The organism is Candidatus Neomarinimicrobiota bacterium, assembly GCA_016784545.1.
GTDB lineage: Bacteria > Fidelibacterota > UBA8477 > UBA8477 > JABMPR01 > JABMPR01.
The window spans coordinates 1-24,010 of the sequence record JADHUM010000051.1 but is presented as its reverse complement, the minus strand read 5'-3'; the positions used below and the strand labels follow the sequence as shown (position 1 = coordinate 24,010).

Annotated in this window: 16 protein-coding genes; 1 reads left to right on the top strand and 15 read right to left on the bottom strand. The window is 45.0% G+C overall.

Annotation, left to right across the window (positions count from 1 at the left end):
- The first annotated feature begins 145 nt into the window (after nt 1–145).
- The gene (locus tag ISR87_11800) at nt 146–1,942 is read left to right on the top strand and encodes an ABC transporter ATP-binding protein (GenBank protein MBL7026130.1); all 1,797 of its coding nucleotides are present in this window, start codon (nt 146–148) and stop codon (nt 1,940–1,942) included.
- Nucleotides 1,943–1,991: 49 nt separating this feature from the next.
- Here the strand turns inward: ISR87_11800 and ISR87_11795 are convergent, their stop codons facing one another.
- The 15 genes from ISR87_11795 to ISR87_11725 form a co-directional block, all read right to left on the bottom strand.
- Nucleotides 1,992–2,300: a hypothetical protein gene (locus tag ISR87_11795; protein MBL7026129.1), complete on the bottom strand. Its 309-nt coding sequence runs from the start codon at nt 2,298–2,300 to the stop codon at nt 1,992–1,994.
- 159 nt (nt 2,301–2,459) lie between these two features.
- Nucleotides 2,460–2,825 (bottom strand): hypothetical protein, encoded by a 366-nt coding sequence (locus tag ISR87_11790; protein ID MBL7026128.1) that lies wholly within the window; start codon nt 2,823–2,825, stop codon nt 2,460–2,462.
- Between the two features lie 52 nt (nt 2,826–2,877).
- Nucleotides 2,878–3,201: a hypothetical protein gene (locus ISR87_11785; protein MBL7026127.1), complete on the bottom strand. Its 324-nt coding sequence runs from the start codon at nt 3,199–3,201 to the stop codon at nt 2,878–2,880.
- A complete protein-coding gene (locus tag ISR87_11780; GenBank protein MBL7026126.1) occupies nt 3,198–3,440 on the bottom strand; it encodes a heavy-metal-associated domain-containing protein in 243 nt (80 codons plus the stop codon). Before ISR87_11780 ends, ISR87_11785 begins: the two co-directional genes overlap by 4 nt.
- Before the next feature lie 65 nt (nt 3,441–3,505).
- Nucleotides 3,506–7,255, bottom strand: a complete 3,750-nt coding sequence (locus tag ISR87_11775) for an efflux RND transporter permease subunit (protein MBL7026125.1) — start codon at nt 7,253–7,255, stop codon at nt 3,506–3,508.
- Entirely contained in the window at nt 7,248–8,864 is a 1,617-nt protein-coding gene (locus tag ISR87_11770) for an efflux RND transporter periplasmic adaptor subunit (GenBank protein MBL7026124.1), read from the bottom strand. Before ISR87_11770 ends, ISR87_11775 begins: the two co-directional genes overlap by 8 nt.
- 1 nt (nt 8,865) lies before the next feature.
- Nucleotides 8,866–10,209 (bottom strand): TolC family protein, encoded by a 1,344-nt coding sequence (locus ISR87_11765; GenBank protein MBL7026123.1) that lies wholly within the window; start codon nt 10,207–10,209, stop codon nt 8,866–8,868.
- A gap of 83 nt (nt 10,210–10,292) precedes the next feature.
- Nucleotides 10,293–10,655: a hypothetical protein gene (locus tag ISR87_11760; protein MBL7026122.1), complete on the bottom strand. Its 363-nt coding sequence runs from the start codon at nt 10,653–10,655 to the stop codon at nt 10,293–10,295.
- Nucleotides 10,656–10,895: 240 nt separating this feature from the next.
- The gene (locus tag ISR87_11755; protein ID MBL7026121.1) at nt 10,896–13,877 is read right to left on the bottom strand and encodes a hypothetical protein; all 2,982 of its coding nucleotides are present in this window, start codon (nt 13,875–13,877) and stop codon (nt 10,896–10,898) included.
- A 12-nt stretch (nt 13,878–13,889) separates the two neighbouring features.
- On the bottom strand, nt 13,890–16,964 hold the full coding sequence (locus ISR87_11750) for a T9SS type A sorting domain-containing protein (GenBank protein MBL7026120.1): 3,075 nt from the start codon (nt 16,962–16,964) through the stop codon (nt 13,890–13,892).
- A gap of 57 nt (nt 16,965–17,021) precedes the next feature.
- A complete protein-coding gene (locus ISR87_11745; GenBank protein MBL7026119.1) occupies nt 17,022–18,779 on the bottom strand; it encodes a hypothetical protein in 1,758 nt (585 codons plus the stop codon).
- A 25-nt stretch (nt 18,780–18,804) separates the two neighbouring features.
- On the bottom strand, nt 18,805–19,638 hold the full coding sequence (locus ISR87_11740) for a sugar ABC transporter permease (GenBank protein ID MBL7026118.1): 834 nt from the start codon (nt 19,636–19,638) through the stop codon (nt 18,805–18,807).
- A gap of 183 nt (nt 19,639–19,821) precedes the next feature.
- Nucleotides 19,822–22,125, bottom strand: a complete 2,304-nt coding sequence (locus tag ISR87_11735; protein MBL7026117.1) for an extracellular solute-binding protein — start codon at nt 22,123–22,125, stop codon at nt 19,822–19,824.
- Nucleotides 22,126–22,157: 32 nt separating this feature from the next.
- Nucleotides 22,158–23,402 (bottom strand): hypothetical protein, encoded by a 1,245-nt coding sequence (locus ISR87_11730; protein MBL7026116.1) that lies wholly within the window; start codon nt 23,400–23,402, stop codon nt 22,158–22,160.
- 124 nt (nt 23,403–23,526) lie between these two features.
- Nucleotides 23,527–24,010 (bottom strand): T9SS type A sorting domain-containing protein (locus tag ISR87_11725; protein ID MBL7026115.1); only part of this gene is annotated, 484 nt, incomplete at its 5' end.

The following is a 24,010-nucleotide window of genomic DNA, read 5'->3' as shown; positions in this document are numbered from 1 at the left end:
AATAACTGAAATGATGGTGGTGAATGCATTAAGTTCCATTAGAATGGCGGTGATCCTTCCCCTTTTTCCACGCTGCTTTCCATTTATATTTCCAGCCATACATATTATTGATTTAAGCAACATGAAATAAATTACGGAACCAATTATGTCAGAGAATATGCTCACCGAAATTCAGGAATTAGAAACCGTTTTCAGTACCGATGAAGGAACCGTAAAAGCTGTCGATAAGGTTTCTTTCAGCCTTGAAAAAGGTCGCACTGTCGGTGTGGTTGGTGAATCTGGCTCTGGAAAATCAGTTACCTCCCTCTCCCTCATGAGACTGATACCCAATCCTCCTGGTAGAATTGTCGGTGGTCGGCTCATGTATCATTCCAGATCCAAGGGTCTCGTAGACCTGGCGGAAGTCCCTGAGAACGAGATGCGTGAATTCCGGGGAAATGAAATAGCCATGATTTTCCAGGAACCCATGACCTCCCTGAACCCTGTATTTACCTGTGGCAACCAGGTCATGGAAGCCCTCATCCTCCATCAGAAGATGAGTAAAGCTGAGGCAAGAGCCAGAACCCTTGAATTGTTTAAAGAGGTTGAACTTCCCCGTCCGGAAAAAATCATAGATTCTTATCCCCACCAGATTTCCGGAGGCCAGAAGCAGCGCGTCATGATCGCCATGGCCATGTCCTGCAACCCGCAAATCCTAATTGCAGATGAGCCTACCACTGCCCTGGATGTGACGGTTCAGGATACCATCCTGGATCTCATGCGCAGACTCAGGGATAGTCATGATATGGGTATCATTTTCATTACCCATGATCTGGGTGTTATTGCCGAGATCGCAGATCATGTGGTCGTCATGTATAAGGGCAAGATTGTTGAGCAAGGTTCCGTCTGGGAAATATTTTCAGATCCCCAACACCCCTATACCAAAGGATTGCTTGCCTGTCGTCCTCCACTGGATCATCGCCTGAAACTCCTCCCCACCATGGCCGACTTTATGTCGGAGAGCGATGAAGGGGAAATGCTTGAAATCAAAAAGTCAGTTGATGAGACCATCAATGACCTGATAATTACACCTGAGGAAACTGCTGAGCGTCATAAAAAGCTTTATGCACAGGAGCCCATCCTGACCATTAACAACCTGAAAACTTACTTTCCCATTCGTGAAGGTTTGTTCAGTAAGGTGGTAGATCATGTCAAGGCAGTAGATGATGTGAGTTTCGATGTCTATCCCGGTGAAACCCTGGGTCTCGTTGGAGAATCAGGTTGTGGAAAAACCACGCTGGGCCGCACCATTCTTCGACTCATTGAGCCAACAGCCGGGAACATCATATTTCATGGGAAGGATATAACCAATATCTCTGGAGATGAGCTGCGCGCGGTTCGGAGAAAGATTCAGATCATTTTTCAGGATCCCTACTCTTCACTTAATCCAAGAATAACCATTGGGTCAGCCATCATAGAGCCCATGCAAGTTCACCAACTACATGGTGATGATCAAAACAGGCGTCAGAAGGTCCAGGAATTGTTGGAACGAGTCAAATTGGACCCCGGTCATTATAACCGCTACCCTCATGAATTTTCCGGGGGTCAAAGACAACGAATATGTATTGCCCGTGCCCTGGCTGTCCAACCTGAATTTGTGATTTGTGATGAATCTGTCTCCGCCCTGGATGTTTCGGTCCAGGCCCAAGTGTTAAATCTGCTCAATGAATTGAGGGACGAATTTGGTCTAACCTATATCTTCATCTCTCATGACCTTTCCGTTGTGAAATTCATGTCAGACAGAATGGTGGTGATGAACGAAGGGAAGGTGGAAGAAATGGGTGATGCTGATAGCGTCTACCAGAACCCCCAGACTGATTACACAAAACGACTCATTGCGGCCATCCCCCGTGGAGATCTTAATGACATTAAAAAATCCTACCTATCCAGAAAAACTGAATAGATAGGATTCATTATCTGACCCTTTCAGACAACCGCCTGAAAGGTTAGTGCTATTTATTCCCAGCTTTTTTAAGCTGCTTGTCTACCTCATCGATAACCTTGTCAATGGCTTCACGTTGAAGATCCTGAGTTGCATCATCAAGTTTATCCATGGCTGGATTCAACTTACCCTTGATCGCTTTCATGGGATCATCCTCAGTGACATAAATAAAAACCCCGTAGGCCAGTACAACGAACAGCAAAATCATGAATAGTTTAAACACCTTTTTCAGCAAAAATATCATCAACCCGACAACCACAATAACTGCGATTCCCATGTAGAGCTTATTGCTCATCAGCAGATCTAATATATCCTGCATCTTATGGCTTCCTTTTATTTGAAGAGGTCATCAGACGTCCCCCGTTGTACAACTTCTGATGATGACACTCACATTTATAATTCGTATTCATGCGATGTTAACATTGACCTATTCAAATCAAAATGAAAACTAATTCGATTGCTGTGGTTCTGACATCACCTATGCTTTTTTCAAGCGCATGGGTTTGAGTTCCATTTTACACTCAGCACATCTTCCTGAAGAATCCTGACGAACATGGCTATGAATCAGCATTGGGCATCCATAATACTCCATTTTATCCTCGGTGGTGATAACACCAGGAACCAGGGTCATATTGCACTCGCTGCAGGTACCTGGTTCAGAACTATGGATATGCTTATGCGATTCCATGGGACAGGTATAGTAAATTAATTTTTCTCCATCAGCAGGTGCTACGGTTTTTTCCATGGCGGCATGGTTATCATGCTGCATTGCCGGTGCTGCCTTTTCCTCACCGCAACCAACCACAAATACTGCCACAAAAACGGTCATCCATAAATACTTCATATCTTTACCTCTCTTCGTTTTTCGTTCATCATTCATCATTTATCATTTATCATTACATACCGATACAATCAATACTATCCAGCATCATATGTACAAGTAATCCCACTGAAATCACCCGGGTTTTTTTCGGGATCAATAATAGCACGTAGACCCCAATGGCCCAAATAGAATGCAGGGGATGAAAGCCGATACTGCACCTGCCGGGATCATATATTGGATTGGCCAACAAATGATCCAGATCCACTGCAATGGTTGCAGACATCATCAACCAGTAGTATCCCCAGCTCTTTTCTGGACGCATGTATTTACTCATCCAGGGAGCAATAGCTGCCGGAACCAGAAAATGAGCGACTATGTGAAGCAAACCGCGCATCAGCTAGAAAACAAACTCCCTAGAAACCCCTTTTTCTCCGCGCTTTGTTCAGGATTAAACCCTGAATTTCTGATTATTTCAGCACTTTCCTCAGTAGAGAGATCTCCACCTACGGTTACTTGTTTTTTTGAAAGTTGAATATCAATGGATTCAACCCGTGCATCAGCCTCTAATCCCTTTTGGATTGTTGCTACACAACCATTGCAATTCATATCGCTTACTTTAAAGACATGTTTTTCCATATTGGATACTCCCTTTATTATTCATTTCTCAATATGACCTTGACATCATAAAATTCACTATTTATTTATCGTTTCATTAGAAGACGTCGTTCAGCTACCAGAACATATATTAAGGGCACCATATAGGTGTTGATGGTTGCGAAAAGCATCCCTCCAAAGGAAGGAATGGCCATGGGAACCATAACATCCGCCCCTCTGCCAGTTGAAGTGAGGACTGGAATTAAGGCCAGCAATGTGGTCGCCGTGGTCAGCATAGCGGGCCGAATGCGTCTCTTCCCGGCCAAAATGGCAGCTGCCTGAATCTCCTGGCGTGTCGTTGGTTTGAGCTCCTTAAACTGTTGATCGAGGTAGGTCGAAATCAAAACGCCATCATCTGTGGCAATGCCAAAAAGTGCCAGAAACCCCACCCAGACAGCTACACTCAAATTGATCTCATGGATTTGAAATATTTCTCTAAAATTCAGGCCTAAAAGTGAAAAATTTAAAAACCAGGGTTGCCCGTATAACCAGATCAGTGTAAAACCTCCTGCCCATGCGACAAAAATTCCTGAGAATACGATAAGCGTTGTGGAGGTCCGTTTGAACTGCATGTACAGAATTACAAAGATCGACATAAGAGCAAGTGGCAACACAATCCGCATTCTCTTGGTCGCTCGAACCTGGTTTTTGTAAGAGCCGGTAAAATCAAAGCTCACCCCATTGGGAACTTTGAGCTCACCTGATTCAATCTTACTGTCCAAATATGCTCGAGCCTGCTTAACTACATCTACCTCAGCATAGCCATCGACCTTGTCAAAAAGGACATATGAGAGTAGAAAAGTATTCTCGCTTTTGATGACTTGGGGACCACGGGTAAATCGAACGCTAGCCAACTGTCCCAATGGAATTTGTGCTCCAGACGAGGTGGGTACGAGAATGGATTCGAAACTCTCATCATTATCTCTGAATTCTCGCATGTATCTAACACGGATGGGATATCGTTCACGACCCTCAATGGTCATGCCGACTTGCTTCCCACCAATGGCGACAGCTATAACTTCCTGGACATCACGGATAGATAATCCGTAACGGGCAATGGCCTTCCTATCGATGTCGATTTCCAGATAGGGTTTACCCACGATACGATCAGCAAAAACAGCACTCGCTTTTACAGAAGGGATTTCTTTCAGATTACGTTCAAGTTCAAGCCCAAATGCTTCCATGCTCTCTATATCTGAACCATGTACCCGGATACCCATGGGCGCTCGCATACCACTTTGCAGCATGACAATACGGGCTGCAATAGGCTGCAATTTTGGGGCAGAAGTGGTTCCCGGCAATTGGGCCACCTTGACCAGTTCATCCCAAATATCCTGATTATTCCTGATATGATCACGCCATTGTCTGAATGGTTTTCCACGATTATCCAAAATCAATTGGTCATTCGAATCTCTAACAAAATTGTCATCACCATCAACTTCAAATTTAAGCGTATTCCCAGATTCATCCTGTTTATACTCAGACTTGTAGGTAATCACCGATTCAATCATTGAAAGGGGTGCCGGATCAAGGGCTGTTTCCGCCCGACCTATCTTCCCAACAACATTCTCCACCTCGGGGATTGAGTATAGAGCCCTGTCCAGAGTTGAGAGGACATCAAGTGACTCCTCCATTCCTGCGTGAGGCATGGTGGTGGGCATATACAAAAACGAGCCTTCATCCAGATCTGGCATGAACTCTCGACCTAATCCTGGAAATACATGTACCATTTTTTGGTAGGGTCGACTCTGTTTGATCACATCAGGTGACCAGCCAAAAATCGAGTCAAAACCCAGCCACGCATTCAGTCCGAATATCAAGAGAATTGAAGGTATGAGTAGTGCAATACCACGGTTTTCCAACATCCACAAAAGGATTTTTGGATATAGGTCAGTAAAGGTCTTAATAAACCCCAAAATGAAGCCAACCAAAACGGCTACCAGCAGAAAGTTCGCTATCACACCATACTCATATCCCAGAGGTACCCAGGTGAGTGAAAGCAATATGATCACATTAAAAACAAGCAAGTAGTTCAATGTTTTTGAGTGATACAACCAGGGATAATTTTTCAACAGGGGTTTGAGCAACTGGAGGAGGGCAATACTGCCAAGAATTATGCCGATGATAATATTGAATGAAACGGCTACCCCAATTGAGAGTGCGAACAGAAGGGTCAGTGACAATTTCCTGGTCCACTCACCATACGTTTTCTTTGAGAAAATAAAACTGGCAATCACAGGTAAAACCAGAATAGCCAGAACAACTGATGAGATCAGTGCAAAGGTCTTGGTATAAGCCAGAGGTTTGAACAGCTTGCCTTCAGCACCTTCCATGGTAAACACAGGGAGAAAGCTGATAACCGTGGTAGAAACGGCCGTCAAAATTGCCGGTCCAACTTCTCTGGCACCACTAAGAATCCCCTGGATAACATTTGGAGACTTTTGGTCATCGTCAATTTTTTTGAGAATATTCTCAGTCATAATGATGCCCATATCCACAATGGTTCCAATAGCAATCGCTATCCCGGACAGGGCCACAATATTGGCATCAACATGAAACAATTTCATTCCCACAAAAGTGATCAGGACGGCTGCGGGCATCATCATGCTGATGAGGATTGAAGCTCTGAGATGCATGAGCAGCACGAGAATGACAATCAGTGTGATGATTATTTCTTCACGCAAGGCATGATTCAAGGTTCCCAGGGTCTCATAAATCAGACCAGACCTATCATAAAAGGGGACGATCTCAAGCTGGGAGACACGACCATCCGTTAAGGTTTTTGATGGCAATCCTGGCGATATTTCTTTGATCTTGGCCTTGACCGCGTTGATAGTAGCCAGTGGATTTTCGCCATAACGGGTTACAACCACGCCACCAACAACCTCAGAACCCTGTTTATCCAGGGCACCGCGTCGTAAGGCTGGACCAAAACTGACGTGCGCCACATCGGCGATAGTGATGGGAGCATTATCAATGACCTTCAATACAGTTACTTCTAAATCCTCCAGGCCTTTGATGAAACCCAGACCACGAATCATATATTCGACTCGATTGACTTCTACCGTGCGAGCGCCAATCTCATTATTCGCATCCCTCACAGCCTTGAAAACCTGCATGAGTGAAATGCCATAATGGCGCAAAGCCTGGGGGTTGACATCAATCTGATATTCTTTAACAAAACCACCCACAGAGGCAACCTCAGCAACACCCCGGGCAGTAGATAGTCCATATTTTACGTAATAATCCTGGATTGAGCGTAATTCATGAAGATCCCAGCCTCCAGTAGGCTGTCCATCCTCATCACGGCCCTCCAGCGTATACCAGAATACTTGACCCAGTGCAGTTGCATCGGGTCCCAGGGTCGGTTTAACTTCATCAGGTAAGGTCCCTGATGGAAGCGCGTTCAGTTTCTCCAGGATGCGACTTCTTGACCAATAGAAATCCACATCTTCGTTAAAGATCACATAGACTGTTGAAAATCCAAACATGGAGAATGAACGGACGGTTTTGACCCCTGGTGTGCCCAGTAATGCCACGGTCAAGGGATAGGTTATCTGATCCTCAATATCCTGAGGAGAGCGTCCAGCCCACTTTGAGAAAACGATTTGCTGGTTTTCACCAATATCAGGGATGGCGTCCACTGGTACAGGTGACCTATCTATTCCAGGAATATCCCAGTCAAATGGAGCTGCCAGGAGTCCCCATATCATTATTGAAACAAACAGGATGAGGGTTATGAGCCTATTTTCCAGAGGCAATCCGATGAGGCGATCGAGAAAGTTTAGTTTAGCCATGTTGATGACCTACTGGTGCAGTTGAGGGCGCGCCATCGCCACTCATCATGCTTTTCTTCCCTGCGATTTGCATGGCACTATCTATTTTAAAATTGCCATTCGAAACCACCAGCTCATCAACTGCCAATCCGTCTATCACGATATACTCTGAACCTACTCGAGGTCCTAAAACAACCTCTCTCAGGGCAAACTGACTAGATTCACTCTCGCTGATCTGCACATAAACCAGTGCCCGGCGACCTGTCTTCAATACTGAACTTGCCGGGATGAGCAAGGCGTGGGTTGCAAATGTCTGGGTCCCGCCAATTTCTTGCAGGGGTACCAGATCCATTCCGCAGATAGAACAATCCCCAGGATGATCTTCAACCACTTCAGGATGCATGGGGCAGGCCCATTTTTCACTCAGATCAGGGGTAACTACCTGGCCACTCCCGTTAAGCATCACTGAAATGGATGCTTCTGCCAACATTCCAGGCTTTAACACTCCCTGCTTATTGTCCAGAACTGCCCGTACAGTCACACTCTGTTTCTCAGGATTTACCAGAGGATCAATATATGAGATATGAGCACTAAATGTCTGGCCAGGTAATCCTGCAACTGAAAACGAAAGCTCCTGACCATAGGTCAACCAGGGTAGATCCTTCTCATAAGCTTCAAGGATCAACCATACTTTTGATAAGTCGGCAATTGAATAGATCTGCTCCCCAGTTTTGACATACTTACCCTCCATGGCATTTTTATGAATGACAATCCCGGTGATGGGACTGTTTATTTGAAGAACTGATCGAGCTTTGCCAGTTGAGGTGATGGTATTTATCTGATTCATGCTCAGTCCAAGGAGTTTGGTCTTTTCAACGACGGCTTCATAGGTCGCCAGCGAAGATTTTTGACTGGCAGGACTTTGATCTGCTCGTTTCACCCGATTATATGCCTGAAGTAATTCACTTTGGGTCGAATAGAGTTCAGGGCTATAGATTTCCAGTAAATGATCACCCCTATTTACTCGAATTCCCGTGTAATCAACATAGAGGTGTTCCAGTCTACCGGGAAACCAGGCGGCAATATTTTTTACCCGGGTTTCATCATAATCAATCTTACCTGAAAGGTAGATTTGACTGTGGGCCATAGCATGACGGGCTGGTGTCGTTGAAATTTGAGCTAATTTAACAGCAGCAGCAGATAAACTGATCTCTGTCGAAGCATCGCTTTCGCCTTCATTTGCCAAGGGGATCAGGTCCATAAAACAAATTGGACATTGTCCCGGCTCATCCAGTTTTACCTGGGGATGCATGGAGCAGGTCCAGGTGGTTTCTCCCTGGTGACTGGAATGACTGTTCGCAGGACCCTGATCTACAACTAAGGGGATTAAGTCCATAAAACAGATGGGGCATTGACCTGGCTCATCCAGCTTAACCTGGGGATCCATGGAGCAGGTCCAGGTCGTTGCAGCGGGTTGGTCCTCATGGGTGGTACTCATACTCGTATTGCCGGTTGAAAACAGACCCCCCCCCAACATGATTCCCACGAGGAGCGTTAAAATGGTTCTCATCCAGGTTTTAGATACGAGTGGTTTCATGATATTCAGATATTTGGATACTAATTCATTCATATTAATTGCCTTTCAAATAGCTGAGATCAGCTAGATGTAATTGTGCAGAATATTGTACATTTGATAGTGCCAGTTGTAAATCCAGGACACGCTGGCGGGCCATGGTATATATGAAAACATCAGAACTCTGGCCGATATATTCCTGCTGCATGACCTGTTCAATTTCGATGGCTTTGGGTATCAACTGATCCTGATACAGGTGGATCAATCTCACATCTTCATCAAGCATGGATCTGGAAGTCTCATTTTCCCGGGCAAGTCGTGAGCTTTCCGCATCCAACAGCGCTCGAGCCTTCTTTTCGCGCCACGCAGAGGACTTCACTTCGGCTTTTTTTGATTTCCAATTCCAGAGAGGCAAAGCAATTCCGGCACTCACCATAAGAGCATCTTTTCCAGTTCCCGCGATTGCGACACCCCCATTGGTTTTCATATCAGTGAGTATATAGTCCAAGCCAATTTTTAAATCTGGAATATAGGAAGCTTTAGCACCAGCCTTCCTCGCCTGAGCTTCATGAAGCATGGCATCAAGGCGTTGAAGCCGGGGATGATCTTTTGAAACTGCTCCCGAAGAGAAGTCGCTGATAGATGTGTCCCCTTGAGGTGCGAGAAGATTTTCTGGAACCGGGGCGTCCAGCTCCAGAATTGAGCCCAGCTTAACTCTGAGCCGGTAATACTGACTTTCCACATCATGAAGATCATTTTCCAGTCGGAGAGTTTGGATCTGAACTTCCACCAGTTTCTTATGAGAGATAGAGGCACTCTGGTACTGAACACTGAGAACTTCCTCTAAATCCCTTGAAAGGGCTAATTTGGCACTAATAATGGAAGTAATGGACTGGATATGATCCACTTCAACCCACAGATTGTTTATTTCGCGAACCAGGGAAAGCCTCGCTGCCTCCAGTGCCTGGTAGCTCTGCATGGCCTGATATTTCCTGGTTTCACGAGCTGCTCGAGTTTTTGAGAACCAGGGAATGGTTTGCCCCAGTGATATTTTAGCCGATTGTGGACCCTGAGCTGTCTCTACTGGTTCAATAAAATAGCCGACCCCTAGAATTGGATCGGGTAGAGTTGAGATGGTATTCTCAGCTTCTTGACTGGTTCTCCACTCTGCGTATTGAGCCCGTATCCCAGAATTTCTCGAAAGGGATAATTCAATGAGTTCATCCAGGGTATTCACCTGTGCCGGCAAATCCATTAGAGGCTGACTCAACTGGCTGATCCAACTGTCCGACTCAGGATTAACATTTTTTTCGGAACTCACCAGGGGTGAGGATAACAGGAGCTGGAGGAAAAATATGATTCCCCAGCTTTTACCCAATAAAACTTTATTCTTTCTATACACTTCACCATCTCCAAAACAGGATTTTTGATAACATATACGTCAAGCCAATTGGCCTGATGTTTCATCCTAGCTTATAGAGTGGTCTAAATGAGAAGCGGGGTTTGGTCTGGCGGAGGAGCTTCCTGGAAAAGATCCAGATTTGTGGAGATGAACCGAAACTGCTCCTGAATAGTCTCACTGTGCAGCGGGGGAGCTAAAGCGATATCCAGATCGATGTGGGATTCTACTTTTATCAGTGGTGCTGAAATTAAGGGTATGAAGAGGGTCACATTACATGACGTCATGGCCATATCGCATCCTGTGTCAACCTGAGTCTCACAACAGCTTACGGCCTCTACACAACAGGCAGCCTGACAGTTGGTATGGGTTGGCAAAAATGGAACAGCCTGCATCATTCCGATGAGAATGAGTGTAAAAAGGGCAATATATTTCCAGGTCTTCTTCACAGGTAGTTAATATGACTCGAGTTAGAATAGTTCCAAATTATTTCTTAAAAGCAAATAATGCCGGTATCAGCTCATCTGTGGATAGATTTTTTTAACCGCTGAGGGCGCAAAGAGCGCAAAATATGTAAGTTTTTTGTGGGTTCCCATTTCGTTTTCCCCGCTTCTCAGGGTAGGGATAGGATATCAATAACTCAATAACTCAATAACTCAATAACTCATAAACTCATAAACTCATAAACTCTACAAGATCAACCAATCATAGACATTTGAACCGGTTTCACTGCCCCCGCCACCCATCCACTCGCTACCAATGGCTTGGACTGGACGAAAATCCCCTATGCCTGCTCCTCCATGATCATCCTGACACCCCACGGCAATTTGAAAAGTGGCCGTATTAAGGGGCTTTGGGAATAGGTCTTTGGGTAAGGTGAATGTGATACGCTCGGTTTCCGCATCACCTATGGCCCCGGCGATGGATCTGGGCATGTACTCTGCTTGAGGTTTGTGATGGTCATCGACGACCAGGACACCTCCGCTGATATACATGATTTGATCAGCCCGAAAATTGGCCTGAAAGGGTGATTGAGAATTCTTTCCCACCTCTTTTGTGCCAGTTGCTGAATTATAGCTGATACCAAGGGCACAATAGGTTAATTGGTAGCCATACTCTGGGTGCCAACCCGGATCAACCAGATTCGAGCATGTGAGTTCAAACTCATAATGATCCCGCCCCTGTTTCACTTCAAACTCAAGGATATCGGCCAGACCTTTTTCAAATTGAGGATTGGTGGGATAGGTATATCGAGAATTCAGACCATGATCGTCACCCACTGGATCTGAAACCTTAACTATTGATTTTGCGGTGCCACTGAAACTGCTCAACTCTTTTTCACTGAGGAGTCGATGTTCCGGGCCCATCAAAACTGGCACTTCCCTGGTGGTGTCCACTTCACAAAAAGCCAGGCTGTTTGGTGGAATTGCAACCTCTTCATGGGTCACCACATAGTCCTCGATATCACCAGGGACTGTCCATTGCCTCATTTGCTTTTCATATCTGAGGTACAGATTTGTCCCCTTCCAGCTAAGATCTAGGTGAGAGACTTCCACATCAGCAAATAACTCAAATGATAGGTTCATCTCTGGTTGGGATGATCGAGAAATGTTTATGTCAAATTGTGAATCAGAATCCAGGTACTCAATCTCCCACTGATCCTCTCCCATGGGATGTTTGAAGATCACTTCTTTCAAGTCAGTGAGGAGCCGAGGCGCAATGGTCACATGGGACTCTGATAAATCGGGTTGAACACCCAGAATATCCTGATAAAAGCTGCGTAAGTACTCTGCCAGGCTCCAGGCTTGACTAAAAGTACCTGAGAGCTGAAGCTCGCCTGCTCTTGGCCAGGCATCTGTGAGTTCGGCGATGGTCCCTACTGCACCTCGTTCAATAATTTGTTGGGTAAGATTGTTAAACAAGGCTTCAGCATAGTGGTATTGATGAAATTGAATTGATGGTGTAATGGTGGCTGCTGAATTCCAGGTCCAGATAATCCCATTATGATAAGCAGCATCCTGGACATACAGACCTGGCAGATGGTGATATGGATGGAAATTTGGACCATCCTGGGCCAGCGATAGAACCCCATTCCTGGTTATGAGCTGGGGTGCCAGGGTCTCGAAGGTGGACCAATCGCAAGTTTCATGAAACAATCGGGGGACCAAAAAAACATTGGGACGTATTTGTCGATCCTGTGAATCATCAGAGTTGAGATGGTCAACCAGATGGGTACTGTCTTCAGATCTGAATTTTTCAAGTGATGTATTGCAGTTGGTGAGGGTCTGTTGGATCTGCTTGGCTAATTCAAAATCCCCATACTTCTGTGCCAGACGTTTGGTAATCTCCAGTTGGTCACGCCAGATAAATTGAATATCAATGGCTCTATCTCCCCGGGGACTCCAGGGACCATCAGGACCTTTGGCATCCATCCAGGTATCGGCATCGGCATGGCGTAAGAGACCATCCTCATCAACCCAATTCATCAATGAGCCTTCAGTAGCGCGACGAATAGCTGGCCACATCTTTTCCAGAAAATGCACATCATTGCTGTATCGATAATAGTCCCATACTGATCGGACAAACCAGGGAGTACCATCCGTTGTATTGTAGATAATATTATCCGGTTGAGCACGATTGGGAACCCGACCGTAGTCTGGGTCAAATTCGTCCTTATTTTGAAGGTCAGCAAATGACAGTAGTATCTGTTTGGCGTCCTCATATTGACCGCTCACCAGCACGGCTCCGGTGAACGAAATAAAGGCATCGCGTCCCCAATAGTCGTCAAACCAGGGTAGTCCGGCATAGATGCCCTTGCCCAGTTGTTTCATGACAAGACCATCCAGAGAATGATGGGCCCAGAAGATGGCTTTATCCAGATCAGGGATATTACTCTGCAGTGTGGTTGACGCGGCTCTCTTTTCAATTCTTTGCTGTCTGAGGCTTCGGGCACGTTCCATCCAACCTGGATCAATCTGCATCTCTTCTACATCTTTACTCAGGGATATGGCAATAGCCAGGCGATGAGAGGCGGCGTATTCGGCTCTGGGAGACAAGAATGCTGTATATAGTTGTAAGTCAGGGACTTCTGCCGGAAGCCAAGTCATGGGTTGGGAAAACCACAGGTTTAAATGGGGATAGCTTGAAGGAATATCAAGCATACGATTTAAAACGACATTCATTCCCTGATCTGAAGTACTGATCTTAAAATCTTCAGCCTGATTGCCCCCTAGAATGGCGGGTTGGACTTTCCAACGTGTAGCCTCATCCGCCTCCAGCTCTACCAGGAGCATTCTCCTCTCGTCCAGGAGGGTCCAGGTTTCACGAATTCCCAAACTTTGATAATGACGTATGAGTGAGGCTGGGGTAATACTTACTTGAGCATCTTCTCTTGGCAGCAATTCACCATCGGCTGAGATGAATAGATCTTCAAAATATCCACGTTTTAAGGCTGTCAGTCCATGCCAGGGAGAATTGTTGTAGCCTCCAGCCCTGGTCACCCAGTGTGCATCCTGCTTATCGGTATAGGCTATTTCTCGAAGACTACCTGGTGCTAAATCAAATTCAGCAGAATTGGTGTCAGATTTTGAATCTATTAAACAAGACCCTATCAATAAAATCGAAAGATTTATCAGAGTCAAACGACACGAATTGACAACTGACGGCTTCATAAAACTAAACCCTTACTTCAGATAAATCATCTTGATCACGTCGGAGGAGGTTCCCACTTTAATTTGAGCCAGATATATACCAGTTTCAACCGCCAGACCCGAAGCTGAATATCCATTCCAGACTATGTCATGATATCCACTCATCTGAGGACTTGATACCAGGGTTTTGATGAGCTGACCCTTGATGTCATAAATATTCAGCTCAACCTCACCTGGATCGGTTAAAAAATACCGAATGGTAGTTGTGGGATTAAAAGGGTTCGGAAAATTTTGATACAGACTGAATTGCTCAATCCCGACCACCTCTGGCTCATCAATCGAAAGGAGCGCTGGGAGGGCTGGTATCTCCACCATTTCCTCATGATTTGAGATCGTGTATACAGCCGATCCATAAGGCTCCATTGACACGACAAAACTTTGTAATGCTGCCCCTGTTACTGACTCACTGACACCGGTATAGTGGTTGTTAATCCAGTAGGTGGAGTCAAAACTAAAGCCATTCATAAATTTCAAATTTTCTGCGGCCAGATTGAGGGTGGCGGTTTGAGTAAATGCTGAAAAATTTGATAACGATAGGCCATTGGAGTTAGTGAATGGACGTAAAATGGCGTATACCATGCCACTTCCAGCGGTTACTCTGTCAAAATCAGACTCATCGGAGGAAGTCACAGCTCCATCTCCATTTGTGTCCTTTTTATGCTGCCAGAAGGCTGGGAATTGAGCCCTGATCTGGGCCAATTTTTGGTAATGAGGGGTGAGGAGGTTTCGACCACCAAATTCCCAGTTGATCACACCTCTTCTACGGTCGTTGAGATCGGGTTCCCCTGGGGCTCCCATATCTTTGCCCCAACCAACTTCCTGTCCATTGGTAACCATGGGAATACCTGGTGCGGTAAAAATTACGGTGGCCATGGGCATGGTTTTTATAAATGAATCATAATGATAGCTAATTCTATCTTCGTCCTGAGATTCCATAAATCGCATGTAATAGGAATTCTCACCTGGATAATACCCACCATTATTTAGCTCGCTGTGGAGCGTGTTGATGCTGCTTGATGAAAAGCCGAAATTACGAATGGCATTGAAGTAAGTTTTAAAATCATAACTTGCATCCAAACCGCCGCCCTGATCAGCATAGAGAACCTGGGTCCCTCCTCCAGTCCCATCATCCTCACCTAATAGCAATATATCCTGTTTGACATGTTTGAGAGCTTCCCGAACGGGGATACCCATATTTGATTCGCCAAATTTGCGGTGAGGTCCCCAATAGACATCATATCGATACCCGTCGATGCCAAATTCTTCCATCCAATACTCATAAACACCCGTCATATAAAGCCTGGCATCCAGATCGCGCCAGTCCCAGTTGAGGAGGACGTCGCTGAAAGCACAATAATAGTGAATTCCTTCGGCTGTGAAGCAATCACCCAAACCATTGGTATTATGCGGAATGAGCTCCGTCTGGTAATAATTCCAATATTGGGAGTACTCTCCATATAGAGAGGCTTCTTCAGCAAATGGGTGGACATTACCACTGTGATTGGGTGTCACATCCTGAATGACTCTCAATCCCAGATCATGTGCTGCAGCTACAAAATCCTTATAATCCTGATCAGTGCCGTAAGATGATTCAACATGCATAAAATCTTGAATATAGTAACCAATATTGATCTGATTATCCACATCACCTGGGATCTCCATCACGGGCAGAACCCAAATTGTGTTAAAACCCATGGCTGCTATGTAATCCAAATTTGGAATCGCAGATGCAATGGTGCCATCAGGTGTGAAAGCCTTGAAAAACAATAGATAAATCCTGCTGTTTTTAACCCATTGAGGATTGTCTTCGAATCCACCTACATCTACAGCTCCCGCAGCTTGATCAACATAGAAATATCCCTGTGTAGAATCGATCTCACCATCTTCATCCTCAATGCTTAATGAAACGAAATATTCGCCTGGAGTCGTGGGCGAAGGGATGTTCACCTGGCTGGCACTGGATCCATGAATTCCTAAACTCTGCGGATTGCGAGAATCCTCAGTCCATAGCAAGCTGATACTACCACCATCAGGATCTAGACTGCCATCACTACTGATAGTCAACATACTACCCGCCTCAGTAATATTCACGTTGGCTGAGGGCTTATGTTCTACCTTTTTCTCAATCAGCAAATTTGCAGAGTTTTCCATTGAGCCTTCAATGAGTGCCTGAATCTGAAAAATATTATCACCACCAGAGAGAGTGATGGTTGTATCAATGAGTCCATCCACCACACTTACCGACCAAAAATCCCAATTATTTGTCAGGGTTGCTGAACCGATAGTTTGGTTCAATCCACCATCGGCATCAAAGATGGCACCCTGAATACGCCAGCCATCCTTCCATGTTTGGGCAGGTAACGATAAGAACTGAACCAGATTCGCCTGGACAGTAAAACTGGTAGTCTCAGAATGCGAACTTCCAAGGTTATTTGAGGCTGTGACAGTTACAGTATGATTGCCATCCCCCAATGCTTCTGGTGCATGGAAACTAAGTTGACGACTTCCAGGATTGTAGCTCGTACCCATGTTTGTATAGGTCATATCATCAATAAGGATGGTTATGGAGCCTGTATCAATTGAGGTTGCAGTCGAAGGAAAAAGGTAAGCTGTGATCTCTGGATGTCGTGAGCGAACAATCCCTGATGCCGATGTTGAGTTTGGCAAAACAAGATGAATTGTGGGATCGTTAACAGGCAGAAAGGAATTATTATTATCTGAGGGATTTTGCCTTGGATTTAATGGGTCTGGGAACCAATCCCCATCATGCAATTTGTACTGATATGCACCGGCTACACTGTTAGGCGATGGTAATGGGTCTGGTCCTCCTACTCGTAGGCGAACGGTTTTAAACCAAACATTGCCTGCGCTATTATAATTCATCTGCGAAATCGCCCCACTTGGATTCCACCCATTAAATTCACCTGGGATATGAACAGTACTTGGATTATTAATTGGGTAATAGTAGAAAGTGACATCCACACTATCCTGTGCAAATGTTATCTGAGCTAGAACCAGAGTGAGTATAATTGTTAATTGCTTTAGCATGGTCATCCCCAAAACTCTTATTTATGAAAGGTTAAAATATTTTGCCGCATGTGATTCTCATTTCATTACGGTGAAGCGGTGTGGTGATAGAATAAAGTTACCCGCTTCATCCAGAGGCAAATCACCCATGAGTACACTATCAATTCCCCCAGCCTTAAATTTAAAATCAGAGTCTGAGAAATTGAAGAATCCCAGAAGTGGTCCATGCTGATAAGCCAGGATTTTCTTATCATTGTTGGCAATGATAAATTTGAAGGGTGAAGCGGATGTGAGATGCTCTTTTCTGATCTGCAGCACAGCTGACATGACTTGAGATATGGCCATGTCCCCCTGCTTCCATTTCAGAGGAATCTTCTCAAACAGAGCAGGTAAATAATTACCCTTCGTACCAATTTCTTGACCGGCATAGATTAGTGGATTACCATCCATTAAGGCTATAAATGCCCATGCAGTCAGATTGAGTTCTCTATCTGGAATAAGCGTCGCTGATCTGGTTTTATCATGATTCTCACTAAATCGCATCCGCAAAGCACCCTGTGGATATTGAAGCTTTTCCATCTCATAGGATCTTTTGAGTTCTGACGGATCAGCAGTGCCCTGGGCCAATTGAATAACCCCCTCCCACATGTTCCAGGAGTAGGTCATATCATGACCATTGAGATGTAATTCTGGTTTGGCCCCCTCAGCCAGAAAAAAGACATCTTTTTTGACTTCTTGACAGGCAGCTTTTGCATCAACCCAGAAGTCGTTAGGAACCAATTCAGCCACATCAAATCGAAACCCATCAATGTCAGTCTCTTTGATCCACCATTGAAGCATATCAAGCTGATAGCTTCGCAATGCAGGATTGTCATAGTTAAGGTCAGCAACATCGTGCCAGTCCGTATTTGGTGGGATCGTTACCCCATTATCATCCTGTGAATACCAATCGGGGTGTTGATCCATCAATTCATTGTCCCAGGCTGTATGGTTCATTACGAAGTCCAGAATGACATGCATCTCCCTCAAATGAATTTCTTGAACAAGTTGTTTGAAATCCTCCAGGGTTCCCAAATCCGGGCTGACTGCATAATAGTCTTTAACAGAGTAGGGACTTCCTACTGAGCCCTTTCTGTTTTCCAGTCCGATTGGATGAACAGGCATGAGCCATATCAGATCAATCCCCAATGCTTTAATACGATCCAGATCTTTGATCAATCCCTGGAAGGTTCCCTCCTGGGAATGTTGGCGAACAAACACTTCGTAAATTGCTGCATCTTTCACCCATTCTGGCGAGGCCGGAGCCTTAACTTTACTTGCTTCATTTCTCAATAAGTCTACCTCATCTATATAGGGTTTCAGATATACAGCTCCAGGGATGCCTCCAGGACCACCAGTATCCTCTATACGAAGTACCAGGTGGTGAACCTTACCATCCGCTAATTTATCCCCAATATCGAAAAAGAATTTGATATTATATCCCATTTGTTTTCCGAATAATCTTCCGTCCAGCCATACGACGGCATTGTCATCTATGGAATCAAAGACCAGGGCAAGGTTGTAACCAGCAGGGATGTTTTTAGCCTGGATTTCTGTCGAGTACCACGCAAATCCGTCGTAGTCGTCATCAGCCCATACTCCTGGAACCGTCGTTTCTTCCCAGGTTGATCGATCATGGTCGTTATCAAACCAGCCGGCTCGGAGACCGACTCGACTAGAATCATATTTCAAGGTCCAGGGAGCATCCAGCAATTGTGCATCAGTATGTATGGTTTCACATCCTGACATGAGCAGGGTAACAGCGACAAGAAGAAGAATGAGACAAAAGTTTTTCATGGAATTTCCCTATTGATGTCTGTAACTAGCCTTTGACTGATCCCAACGTGAGACCGCCAATTAAATATTTTGTAAGAAAGAGGAACAGCGCAATAGCCGGTATGGAAACAATCATGGCTCCTGCCGCATAGAGACCCCATTCTGTGTTCATGTTTGCCTGAAAGGATTTAAGACCAATGGGCAGCGTAAACATTTCTTTATACCAGAGAACCTGTGCTGCTACGATGTATTCTGTCCAGGCAGACATAAATGAGAACAGAGCAGTAATTACCAGAGCCGGTGACGCCAGGGGTAGTATAATTTTATAAAATGCCATAAATCTACTGGCACCGTCAATGCGAGCTGCTTCTTCCAGCGAATAAGGAATCGTATCGTAATACCCCTTCATTGACCAGACGCAAAATGGCAATGCAGTGGAAGAATAAATAACGATCAAACCAAGATAAGTGTTTATCAAATGAAGACTTGAAAGCATGATAAACAGGGGCAGCAGCAGCATAGTGGCTGGAAACATCTGTGTAACCAGCAGGCTGAACAAGCTTGCTTCACGACCAGGAAAACGAAAGCGGGATAAAGCATACCCGGCTGTGGAAGCCAACGTTACACCGGTGAGCATGACTGTGGCTGTTACCAGAATGGAGTTCCATATCCAGGTGCCAAAGGGGTGATCTGTAAAAAGTTTGATGTAATTATCAAACGTCCAATCATCAGGGATGATGGACAAACTTTCAGTCAGCAGATTATCACCAGGACGAATGGAGATCGTGATGACTCTGAGGATGGGATAAATAGACCAGGCAACAGCGAGAAACAAAGCGCCGTAGATCATGAAGTACTGAAGTGCTGATGTTTTTTTCATATCTCTTCTCTACTTAGTCCATTAACCATATTTTTTGTACCATTTTTCACAACGAAATAAACGAAACTTTCGAATTGGATCTGTATGTTTTTAGTTCGCTTCATTCGTCAAGTTCGCTGTAAAGCACTCCTTCTTTCTTCTTTCAAACTCCTAACTCCTAACTCCTAACTTCTAACTTCTAACTCAATAAGCCGTTTCAGTAGCTTTGTTCTTCTGCATGAATTTCACAGAGAACAGGGCCAGCATGAGGAATATCATAAAGCTGAATGCTGCTGCGTAGCCATATCGGTACAAGTTGAAGGCAGCCCGATATACAAAGCTCACCAGGATATGCGTCTGATCTCCCGGTTGTCCCCCATTGGACACCAGCCAGACCACATTGATATTATTAAAAGTCCAGACAATACCCAGGGTAATGGCAGGAATCATGACCGGTTTTAATAGGGGCAGCGTAATTTTTTTAAACTGCTGCCAGGAGGTGGCTCCATCAATGGAAGCGGCTTCATAAAGCTCCTGGGGAATGGATTGCAGGCCCCCCAGAGCGATGATCATCATAAACGGGATGCCAAGCCATACATTGGTGATGATGGTGGCAATAAAGGCATTGGTTGGATCGATGAGCCAGGAAATGGGTTCAATCCCAAAAAATTTGTTTAGAATGATGTTTACTGCACCATAATCGATATTAAACATCCCCCGCCAGGTAAGCGCAGTGATATAACTGGGGACAGCCCATGGCAAAATAAGGAGAACACGAATGATCCCCTTCCCTGGTAGGGGTCGGTTGAGCAAGAGGGCCAGCATGACACCAAAAATGACATGCAGAACCACATTTACCACGGTCCAGATAACCGTCCTTAAAAAGAAGTGGTAGAACTGAGAGTCAGTCAGGACTTTTCCGTATTGGGAGAGACCAATAATTTGCCAGTCATTGACAGTGGTCAAGCCCATATTTGAAAAGGAAATCACCAGATTGTAGAAAAAGGGATAAACAACCACGCCAAAAATGAAAAGGGCTGCTGGAGCGACCATGAGAACACCAAAACGGGATTCTTGAACCTGAACACCTGGAATACCCCGGACGAGAGGAAGAATGAAGGCCACAAACAATTTATACAGTGCCCAAAGAACCAAAATGAGACCACCGAGATAAACCAGTATGGCACTGATATTCACAGCGTCCCTATCAATATCCTGACCTTCAAATAGTTCGGCTACCTTTTGTTCAGCCATCTCCTGTTGATAGGCTGCACCTTCTTCAGGGGTCATGCTACCACCCAGCACATTTTGATACGCCGGACGCATGGCATCCCAGATCGCTCTCATCTGGGGGGATATTGGCATGGCTCTACCCCGACTTACCTGTTCGATGGAGGTCATGATCACAGGATCTTCAGCAATCTGAGGACGTTCCCGAACTTCCCAGCGGGTGGGAATGGTGGCCAGTCTACTGGCATATTGAAATTGGGCGTCTGCTCCAGTTAGGAACTTCATGAGTTCCACAACTTGTTTTTCCCGTTCACCACTTAAATAGGGATTCATGTAATATCCCTTGGTGGCAACCATAGGTGCTGGAAATAATCCAGTTTCATCGTTCACTGGCAGGACGGCCAGACCAAAATCAACATGAGGTGAATCCATATATTTGGCCCAGGACCAGGCTCCATTGATGAGCATACCAGCCGCACCGGTATTAAATTTTGAATCAGCGACATCATAATCGCATTCTTTGGGAATGATACCGTGAACATCTCTCATATCCCTGACAAATTTGAAGGCCTTCACAGCTGCTTCATTATTCAATGTAGGATTTTGATCTTCATCCATAACCCAGCCACCATAGGAAGCATAAAAGGGCATAAAAAAGAAGGGCTCGGTGAAGTTCCAGACCAGTCCGTATTGGTCAATCACGCCATCCCCATCTTTATCTATGGTGAGTTTTTTACCAAATTCAATGAGCTCCTGCATGGTTTCAGGAGGCCGATCCAGACCAACTTCAGCAAAGAGGCGCTTGTTATAGACCAATGCGAGATGGTTACCCAGTTCATCACCAATCTGATAGAGATGACCCTGATACCAGGTGAGACCTTTGGGATCAAAGGCGGCTAATTCATCTTCTGAGAAAAAATTCTCCAGGGGTTTGACAATATTCATTTCCACAAGAGCGCCGGTAAAATCACTGGGACCATATAAAAGGTCTGGTCCACCCTCGGTAAAACCGGTGGCAGACATGTAGGCCATGCGGACCTCTTCATTTTCCTTGTAGAGCATATGGACGCTGATGTCAGGATGCAGGCTTTCGTATTCGGCAACCAGATCATTGAGAACTGCGCGACTTGGAGCTGGCATCGGGTGCCATAGATGTAGTGTGGTTTTCTCAGCTCCCATAGTGGATCCAAGAAGAAGCATGCTGACCAGGAATTGGAGCAGCAAAGTCAGGCTATGCTTAAAGTTTTGACTAAGATGTGATCGAAAATAATCTATCACTCTAACACTCCTCGGGACTCACATACACGTGGTTAATAGTTATCATCAATACCACTGGTGGCCATTGGCCAAAAATAGGTAAGTGCATCATCAAGATGAGCGCGCCAGGCACCCCATGAATGACCTTCGTGCCATGATCTCCACTGCAAATTCCATTGCTCGGCCTCTAAAACCCCTTTAAGGGACATGGAGCTATTATAAATGGAAGGTTCATAAGTTCCAGCATCCATATAGATTTTAATTGGAAGTACTTCTGAAGCCTCATATTGATCAATGAGATCACCAAACCAGATTGCTGGAGAGTAAGCGCCGCAGTTCCCAAACACATCGGGGTGTTGGAGCGTGAACAGAAGTGAGGCTAAACCACCCAAACTCACACCAGCCACAGCTCGATGCTCAGCTTCAGGCATGGTTCGATATTGATCGTCAATCCAGGGGACCAGCTCATTCACAAACATATCCATGAAGTTATAATCATATGAGTATTCTTCCATTCTATTGATGGGGTCAACAAAAATGGCGATTACCGGTGGAATGAGTTCTTGTGAGATTAAAAAATCCAAAACATTCTCTGTAAATCCCAGAGCAATCTGTTCGTTTCCATCATGGAAGTAAATGCTACGATAACTATGAGTGCCCTGGTCATAGCCTGGAGGTGTGTAAATCTTCACTTCGCGTGTTCGCCCCTGGGTCGTATCACTGAAAGTCGTTGAAAAAAGTGAGCCATGCGGTATGGTGTAGGCTTGGATTTCAGGGGGTTGAATATAGCCTGCCATGGAGAGTTCAGAATTAGGTCCATAACCACCGCTGCAGGTGCTGGGATTTAATGGATCCAGCATCCAGTTGCCATTCACGACCAATTTGTAGTCTAGTCTGGCATCATTTTCAAATTGGTAGGCAGCGTAGAAAAGATTGGTACCTGAGAGAGGGATAAAATCTTGGTTCGTGGGATCCCAGCCTGTGAAATCCCCTGCTACTGCGACCTGAGGATTGGATTCATTAAGATATAGAAAATAGGCGGTTGTATCCTCAATATATGGGATACCGGTTGCACTGTCAGCCCATTGTAGAAAGGAGTCAACCAGCGCCTGCTTCTCATCTGCAGGAGCTTGATAGACTGAGGTAATAAAATCACTAAATGATCCGGTTAATAGCTCCGGATCTGCTCTGCGAACTGAAAAATCATCTGTCGCATATAAGTCATAATTCTGGGATTCAGGTGCTGTGGTACATGAATGGATAAAAACTGCAATCAGAGAGAGTAATAAGATTGGCAAAAATCTCAAAAGGTTTTGGTTCAATTTTGAAGATAAAACCATAGTGAATTTACTTAACTCCCTCTTAAAAAAACAGGGTGGAGAAGAATTTCTCCACCCTGCGATTTTCCAAAAATGAGTATTCTTACTTAATCAACATCATTTTGTTGGTTTGTGAAAAATCACCAGCAACGATTTTGTAAAAATACAGACCACTGGCAACTTTGCCACCAGCAGCATTCAAACCATTCCACATCGTATAGTATCTACCAGCAGAATGTTTTTTATTATCAACCAGACGCACAACCTCACGACCAGTAATGTCAAATACAGTCAAGCTTACATCAATAGCCTGTGGAATGACGTAGCTAATTGATGTGGTTGGATTGAATGGATTTGGATAGTTCTGTGAAAGCACAAAACCAGTAGGCACGTTTACAGGCTCATCAACAGAAACCGGTTCGTAGATAATGCCGTTTGCAAATGGTTCTAACTCAACTTCCAGCGGAAGCCCAAGATTGCTAAAGGAAACCACATCAAGGACCTGCACAGGAGCAATTGTGCCACCCAGGGTGGATGGTTTTAACCACTGTGTTCTATATCGACCAAAACCATTGCTAGCACCAAGT

Bases quoted from the DNA above. Each gene is read 5' to 3' on its own strand.
- ISR87_11800 (MBL7026130.1), top strand. From the start codon at position 146: ATGTCAGAGAATATGCTCACCGAAATTCAGGAATTAGAAACCGTTTTC.
- ISR87_11795 (MBL7026129.1), bottom strand. From the start codon at position 2,300: ATGCAGGATATATTAGATCTGCTGATGAGCAATAAGCTCTACATGGGA.
- ISR87_11790 (MBL7026128.1), bottom strand. From the start codon at position 2,825: ATGAAGTATTTATGGATGACCGTTTTTGTGGCAGTATTTGTGGTTGGT.
- ISR87_11780 (MBL7026126.1), bottom strand. From the start codon at position 3,440: ATGGAAAAACATGTCTTTAAAGTAAGCGATATGAATTGCAATGGTTGT.
- ISR87_11775 (MBL7026125.1), bottom strand. From the start codon at position 7,255: ATGGCTAAACTAAACTTTCTCGATCGCCTCATCGGATTGCCTCTGGAA.
- ISR87_11770 (MBL7026124.1), bottom strand. From the start codon at position 8,864: ATGAATGAATTAGTATCCAAATATCTGAATATCATGAAACCACTCGTA.
- ISR87_11755 (MBL7026121.1), bottom strand. From the start codon at position 13,877: ATGAAGCCGTCAGTTGTCAATTCGTGTCGTTTGACTCTGATAAATCTT.
- ISR87_11750 (MBL7026120.1), bottom strand. From the start codon at position 16,964: ATGCTAAAGCAATTAACAATTATACTCACTCTGGTTCTAGCTCAGATA.
- ISR87_11745 (MBL7026119.1), bottom strand. From the start codon at position 18,779: ATGAAAAACTTTTGTCTCATTCTTCTTCTTGTCGCTGTTACCCTGCTC.
- ISR87_11740 (MBL7026118.1), bottom strand. From the start codon at position 19,638: ATGAAAAAAACATCAGCACTTCAGTACTTCATGATCTACGGCGCTTTG.